Source organism: Nonomuraea diastatica, assembly GCF_004349015.1.
GTDB lineage: Bacteria > Actinomycetota > Actinomycetes > Streptosporangiales > Streptosporangiaceae > Nonomuraea > Nonomuraea diastatica.
The window spans coordinates 1-6,114 of record NZ_SMKP01000321.1 but is presented as its reverse complement, the minus strand read 5'-3'; the positions used below and the strand labels follow the sequence as shown (position 1 = coordinate 6,114).

7 protein-coding genes are annotated in these 6,114 nt (G+C 73.7%); all 7 read right to left on the bottom strand.

The genetic code is table 11. The annotated features are described in order from the left end of the window. The coding region (locus E1294_RS50545; protein WP_165977947.1) for a carbon-phosphorus lyase complex subunit PhnI at positions 1 to 431 on the bottom strand (431 nt) is incomplete at its 3' end. Further along, positions 431 to 1,366, bottom strand: a complete 936-nt coding sequence (gene phnH, locus E1294_RS50540; RefSeq protein WP_165977946.1) for a phosphonate C-P lyase system protein PhnH — start codon at positions 1,364 to 1,366, stop codon at positions 431 to 433. The genes E1294_RS50545 and phnH, both read right to left, overlap by 1 nt. Beyond that, positions 1,363 to 1,803, bottom strand: coding sequence for a phosphonate C-P lyase system protein PhnG (gene phnG, locus E1294_RS50535; RefSeq protein ID WP_132520053.1), 441 nt, complete (start codon positions 1,801 to 1,803; stop codon positions 1,363 to 1,365). The genes phnH and phnG overlap by 4 nt, the downstream gene beginning before the upstream one ends. Then, positions 1,800 to 2,519, bottom strand: a complete 720-nt coding sequence (locus E1294_RS50530) for a GntR family transcriptional regulator (RefSeq protein ID WP_132520050.1) — start codon at positions 2,517 to 2,519, stop codon at positions 1,800 to 1,802. The genes phnG and E1294_RS50530 overlap by 4 nt, the downstream gene beginning before the upstream one ends. A gap of 83 nt (positions 2,520 to 2,602) precedes the next feature. Beyond that, positions 2,603 to 4,321, bottom strand: coding sequence for a phosphonate ABC transporter, permease protein PhnE (phnE, locus tag E1294_RS50525; protein WP_132520047.1), 1,719 nt, complete (start codon positions 4,319 to 4,321; stop codon positions 2,603 to 2,605). Next, a complete protein-coding gene (gene phnC / locus E1294_RS50520) occupies positions 4,318 to 5,097 on the bottom strand; it encodes a phosphonate ABC transporter ATP-binding protein (protein ID WP_132520044.1) in 780 nt (259 codons plus the stop codon). The genes phnE and phnC overlap by 4 nt, the downstream gene beginning before the upstream one ends. Next, positions 5,082 to 5,996: a phosphate/phosphite/phosphonate ABC transporter substrate-binding protein gene (locus E1294_RS50515; RefSeq protein WP_165977945.1), complete on the bottom strand. Its 915-nt coding sequence runs from the start codon at positions 5,994 to 5,996 to the stop codon at positions 5,082 to 5,084. Before E1294_RS50515 ends, phnC begins: the two co-directional genes overlap by 16 nt. Positions 5,997 to 6,114: the final 118 nt, after the last annotated feature.

Genomic DNA, 6,114 nt, shown 5'->3' with positions numbered 1-6,114 from the left:
GGGTTGTGGAAGCGGGCCTTCGCCTGCTCTTCCGGCATGAGGTCGAGCAGCCGGCCCACGTAGTCGAGCGTGCGGCCGAGCACCTGGCTGCCCGGCGGGTTACGGAACGCGGGCGAGATCCGGCGCGAGACCCGTAGTTCGTCGGCGTGCACCGGCTCCGAGTACGCCACCCGGGGCAGCGTGGAGCGGTGTGCCCTGAGGAGCTGGGCGGCCTCCTGCACGTCGCCCTCCGCCTGGCGCAGTGCCCTGGCCGCCAGCTCGGGGGCCCATAGGCCGCCCTCCCCCATGATCCGGTCCACGGCCAGCCTCAGCCGCCCGGTGATCTGGTCGATGGCCAGCCACGCGCTGGACCCGCCGTACCGGTGGCGTTCGACGAGCCGCTCGGCGGCGAGGATCGCCTCGTGGCCGCCGCTGGCCCCTGAGTAGCCCATCAGGCGTCTCCGTTCTCGATCTCGATGCGGGTGCTGCGCGGCAGCCCGGCGATGGTCCCGTCCTGAGCGACGAGGAAGGTGTCGACGCCGGCGGGGAAGTCCGCGTTGGCCTCCGCCAGGGCGGCGAACACCCCGGCAGGAAGACCTGTCACCCGGACCCGCCGCACTCCCGGCACCCCGGGCCCTCTGAGCACCAGCACGACCCCTTCCGCCTGACCACCCGAGGGCCCCCACCGGCCGCCGTTGCCCTGCCGGTCGCCGTTGCCCTGGTGGTCGTCATGGTCCCGGGTGCCAGGCTGGCGACGGTGGCCGTGATCGTTGCGGTCGCCGGGGTCCTGGTGGTGCGGTGTCAGGGTTTCGACGGCGGCGATCAGGCGGGTGCCGTGCTCGGGGTGCAGGGCGTCACCACGGGTGAGGCTCGCGATCTCCGCTGCCGACGGTGGGCGGAGCGCGACGACCATGCGTGCCGTCTCCGGTGGCGCGGGCGGGGCCGACGTCGCCAGGTGCAGGGCCTGCGCCCAGTGCTCCTCGCCGGAAGGGGTCAGCACCGACGTGGGCACCTCGACGTCGGCCAGCCCGGCGGCCACGGCGAGCGCGGCCGGACCGTCCGCGCGCTTGACGGTGTCCAGCACGCCGGGACGCGACAGGACGTTCAGCAGCGCCCGGAAGTCGGCCTGCGCCTGCGCCGCGGTGGGCGTCACCGCCCGGACGTGCGCCCCGATCCCGCGGACGGCCCCTGCCGCCCCCGACCTGTCCGGCACCCTGTTGCGGCCGGCACCGTCACCGGCACCACCGTGGGGAGCACCAGCGTGGGAGGCGGTGCCGTGGACGCCGTCGCCGTGAGTGGCGTCGCCATGGGAAAGGTTGCCGTTGGAGACAGTGCGGTTGGAGACGGTGCCGTTGGAGACAGTGCCGTTGGGGCGGGCGGTGGTCATGTCAGCTCCTCGAAGGCCACCCGGGTGGCGGACACCTCGGCCCATTCGGCGGCCTCCTCCCTGGCCCGCCGCTCGGCGACGGACGCGCAGAGGGCGTTCACCTCACCGGCGGCGGGCAGCCCGGCGGCGGCGACGGCGTCGAGCAGGGCCGCGGCCAGGGCGGCCACGCGGTCGTCCCCGCCGCGCATGTTCCAGCCCGCTGCCCCCGCGACCTCGACGGTGCACGAGGTGACCAGCACCTCCCCCAGGTGGAAGCGCTCCTCCGCCACCGGCTCGCGCACGGTGAGCATCACCATTCCGGTCTCGGGCGGGTGCAGGACGGCCGGCTCGCCGAGGTCGCCGGCCTGGAGCAGGCGCTCGGCGAGGGGCAGCAGTTCGTCGGGAGTGGCGGCGGCGAGCAGCTCGGCGCGTTCCTCGCTGGTCAGGACCTCTGTCAAGGGTTTTCCTCTTCGATCTCGAAGGTGACGTCGAGGACGTCGGGCCTCAGGTACGTCCGCGCGTACTCGACACACGGCCCGCCCGCGGCGCGGTTCACGCTCTCCGCCAGCCAGGTGGGCCCCCGGCTGCCGCCGGTGAGGTGCCCGGCGATCCCGGGCGGCGGCACGTCGAGGCTGATCCGGTAGCGGGAGCGGACGACGGTGAGCCCGTAGCGGCGGCGCAGCACCCGGTGCAGGGAGACCTCGTCGCCGAGCTCCCTGTCCAGGTTCAGCAGGGGCCGCCGGGGCAGGACGCTGGTGGCGTACGCGGCGACCTCACCGTTCACGGTGAACACCCGCTCGACCGCCCACACGGCGGCGCCGGTGGCCAGCCCGAGGCGGGCGCGTTCCTGCTCGACCGCGCGGCGGGCGCCGCAGCTCACCAGCCGCGCTCCCGGCTCGGCGCCCGCCAGCCGCACGGTCTCGCTGAACGACGGCGGGACGTGGGCGGAGATCACGTACTCCACGCGGCCGCGCCGGAAGGTGCCGACGCCCTGGACGCGGCGCACCAGCAGCCGCCGCTCCAGCTCCTGCAGGGCCGCGCGGGCGGCGGGTCTGCCGACCTGGAAACGGTCGGCCAGCACGTGCTCGCTCGGCACCTGCGCGCCCACGGGTACGTGGGCCAGCTCCGCCTCCAGGATGTCGGCCATCTCCAGGTAGCGCTGCGTGCTTGTCATGACAAGCAGCCTCGGCGGCCCGTCTGACCATCGGGTGAACGGCGGGAGACGTCGCACGAGCGTGGAGGTCATCATGGAAGAAATCACTGCAAGACGGATCTGAGCCGGGCGGAGATCGCCTCCACGGCCAGGACCAGCACGAACACGGGCACCACGATCGCGGTGACCACGTCGTGGTTGAGCGCCCTGATGTGCTGGCTGAGCGCGTAGCCGAGCTCGCCCGCGCCGACGATGCCGAGGATGAAGAAGGCCCGCAGGTTGACGTCGAGCGCGTACAGGGTGGTGGCGGCCAGACGGGGTGTGAGCTGGCCGAGCACGGCGACGGTCAGCTCCTGCGCGGGGCCCGCGCCCGCCGACGACACGGCTTCGCGCGGCCCTCTGCGCAGTTCCTCGGCGTCGTCGGCGACGAGCTTGGCGACCAGGGCGGCGGTGCAGACGGCCAGCGCCAGGGTGCCCGCGACCGGCCCGTCCATGAGCCCGAACGCCGCCACGAACACCAGCACGAGCAGCAGGTCGGGGATGGAGCGCAAGCCGACGCAGAAGGTGCGGGCGGCCAGCCGTACGCCGTCGTTGGGGGCGACGGCCCGTGCGGCGGCCAGGCCGAGCGGCACGCCGGCGAGCGTGCCGAGGAAGGTCGCGCCGAGCGCGATCGCGGCCGTCTCGGCCAGCCCTTCACCGAGCAGGCCCGCCACCGGCGCGAAGTCGGGCGGGAAGAAGTCGCCGAGCGCCCGCAGGGAGCCGCCGACCGCGTCGGCCAGCGCGGCCGGGCTCGCCCCGACCTGCCAGAACGCCACCGTTGCCAGGAGCATCCCGCCCCACCCGGCCAGGTGCACGGCGAGCCGGCCGCGCGTCCACGGCACGCGGGTGCCGCCTTCGGCCGGGACGATGCCGGTACGTCCCGCGCCCAGCAGCTGCCCCCGCAGCGTCACGGAGACCGCTTCGACGAGCAGCACCACGGCCACCGTGACGAGCGCGAGCCCGGTGGCCTCCTGGTAGTCGGTGAACCCGAACGCGGTCTTCAGGTCGAGCCCGATGCCGCCCGCGCCGACGGCGCCCAGCAGCACGGACCCGCGGAAGTTGATGTCCAGGCGGTAGAGGATGGCCGCGATCCAGGCGGGCGCGACCTGCGGCAGCACGCCGGCCAGCAGCCGCTGCGCGGGTCCGGCCCCGGTGCCCGCGACGGCTTCGCGCACGCCGGTGTCGGCCTGCTCGACCGCCTCGGCGAACAGTTTGCCCAGCATGCCCACCGAGTGCAGGCCGAGCGCCAGCACGCCGGGCAGCGGCCCGATGCCGACGGCGGCCACGAAGAACACCGCGAACACCACGTCGGGGATGGCCCGGCAGGCGACGATCACCGCGAGCGCCGCCGACCTGGCGGTCCTGACCGGGGAGGCGGCCAGCACACCGAGCACGGCGGCGAGCACGGTCGCCAGCGCGGTTCCCGCGAGGGCCATCCAGAGCGTGTCGAGCACGTGGGCGAGCGTCGTCGCGGGGTCGGACAGGGTCGGCGGCCAGGCCCGCGCCAGCAGCGCGGCGACCTCCCCGAAGCCGCCGATCAGCCCGCCGATCCCGACGCCGAGCCGGTCGAGGGCGAGCACGCCGAGCGCCACGAAGACGATCGGGAATCCCCATGCCGCGGCCCGCCGCCCGGTTCTGGGGGGGCGGAGGCGGTGAGCCGTGCCCGGCCGGGCGGGCGGCCCCCCGCCGGCCGGGGACACAGGAGACGACGGAGACGCGGCGGAGGCGGGCCCGGGGTGGTCGCGCGCGGCCGTCGCGGTGGGCGCGGAGCGGGCGCGCGTCATGGCACCGTCACGGGGTCGGACAGGTACAGCCCGCGCAGCCGTACGGCGTCGAGCAGGTGCGTGGGCTCGTCCAGGCGGATCTCCCCGTGGCGCAGCCCGACCACCCGCCGGGTCCACTGCAGCGCCAGCTCGATCTGGTGCAGGGTGCACACCATGGTCAGGCCGTCCTCCCGGCACACGCGTACCAGCAGGTCCATGACCGAGCCGGCGGTCTCCGGGTCGAGGGAGGCGACGGGCTCGTCGGCGAGCATCAGTTCGGGCCGCTGCAGCAGGGCGCGAGCGATGGCGACGCGCTGCTGCTGGCCGCCCGACAGGCTGCCCGCCCGCTGGTAGGCCCGGTCGGCCAGCCCGACGCGGTCCAGGTGTTCGAAGGCCTCGGCCCGTACGGCTCTGGGCCAGGTGACGATGCCGTACCGGGGGCCGCGCACCCGCCCGAGGGCGCCGCTGAGCACGTTCTCCAGCACGGTGAGCCGTCCGACCAGGTTAAACTGCTGGAAGACGACGCCGACGCGGCGGCGCAGCCCGCGCAGCCTCCTGCCCGAGGCGGACGCCGCGTCGACGCCCAGCACGGTGACGTAGCCGGAGTCCGGCCTGGTCAGCCCGTTGAGGTGGCGCAACAGCGTGGACTTGCCGGATCCCGAAGGGCCCAGCAGGCCGACGATCTCGCCGGGGTGGACGGTCAGGTCGATGCCGGCGCAGGCGCGCACGTCGCCGAAGGTCTTGACCAGGCCGCGCGTCTCGACGATCGGGTGGGCGCCCGTCACGCTTTTGAGCACTTCTCGTTGCGGGTGGCCGCGCACACCTGGCGTACGGGGTTGAAGGTCGCGTCGGTGACCGGCTGGAAGCCCCAGATCGACGGGTCGGCCGTCACGCGGCACGAGGCGGCGTCCTTGCAGATCCCGAGCTGCACGAGCCGGTCCTTGGTGGCGTCCTGGGTGAAGGTCCTGGTCAGCTTGGCCTTGAGGTCGGCGGGCAACTCGTCGCGCATGGCGACGGGCGACATGGGGATCGGGGCGGACTTCCACACCACCTTGACCTGGCCGGGCCTGAGCTTGCCCTTGTCGATGAGGATGTGCTCGACCATGGCGTTCTCGGCGAAGCCGGCCTCGCACTTGCCGGCGGCGACCGACAACACGGAGTTGTCGTGCCCGCCCGCCATGACGGCGTCGATGCCGGTCTTCGGGTCGATGCCCGCGCCCATCAGGCCCTGGCTGGGGAAGAGGTAGCCGGAGGTGGACCCGGGGTCGACGAAGCAGACCTTCGCGCCCTTGAAGCCGTCGATGCCGGTGATCTCGCTGTTCGCGGGGACGACGCCGAAGCTCTGGTACGTCGGCTGCCCGCCCTTCTCGACCATCGACGCGATCGGGATGATCTTGGCGCCGTTGCTCTTCGCGAGCACGTACGACAGCGGCCCGAACTCGGCCAGGTCGATCTTGCCGGACACCATGCCCTCGATGACCGCGTTGTAGTCGGTCGACCGGACGAACTCCACCTTCATGCCGGTGTTCTTCTCGATCAGGGCGATGATGTCCTTGTACTCGGCGGTGGGGTCGATGTTCTGCTCGACCGGCACGGCCGCGAAACGCAGCGTGTCGCCGGTGCTGCCGCTGGCGGAGGAGCAGCCCGCCGCCGCGAGCGTGCCGAGCATGGCCAGGGCGGTCAGGGTTCGTTTCACAGGGAGTCTCCGAGCCTGTCGCGGGAACCTCGTACGAGCCGCCACGCTGGTCGCCGACTGTGATGAGCAGGTCAGACGCGTCTGACCTGCTCATCACAGTCGGCGACCAGCGTGGCGG

Coding starts and splice junctions, on each gene's coding strand:
- phnH (WP_165977946.1), bottom strand. CDS start 1,366: ATGACCACCGCCCGCCCCAACGGCACTGTCTCCAACGGCACCGTCTCC.
- E1294_RS50530 (WP_132520050.1), bottom strand. CDS start 2,519: ATGACAAGCACGCAGCGCTACCTGGAGATGGCCGACATCCTGGAGGCG.
- phnE (WP_132520047.1), bottom strand. CDS start 4,321: ATGACGCGCGCCCGCTCCGCGCCCACCGCGACGGCCGCGCGCGACCAC.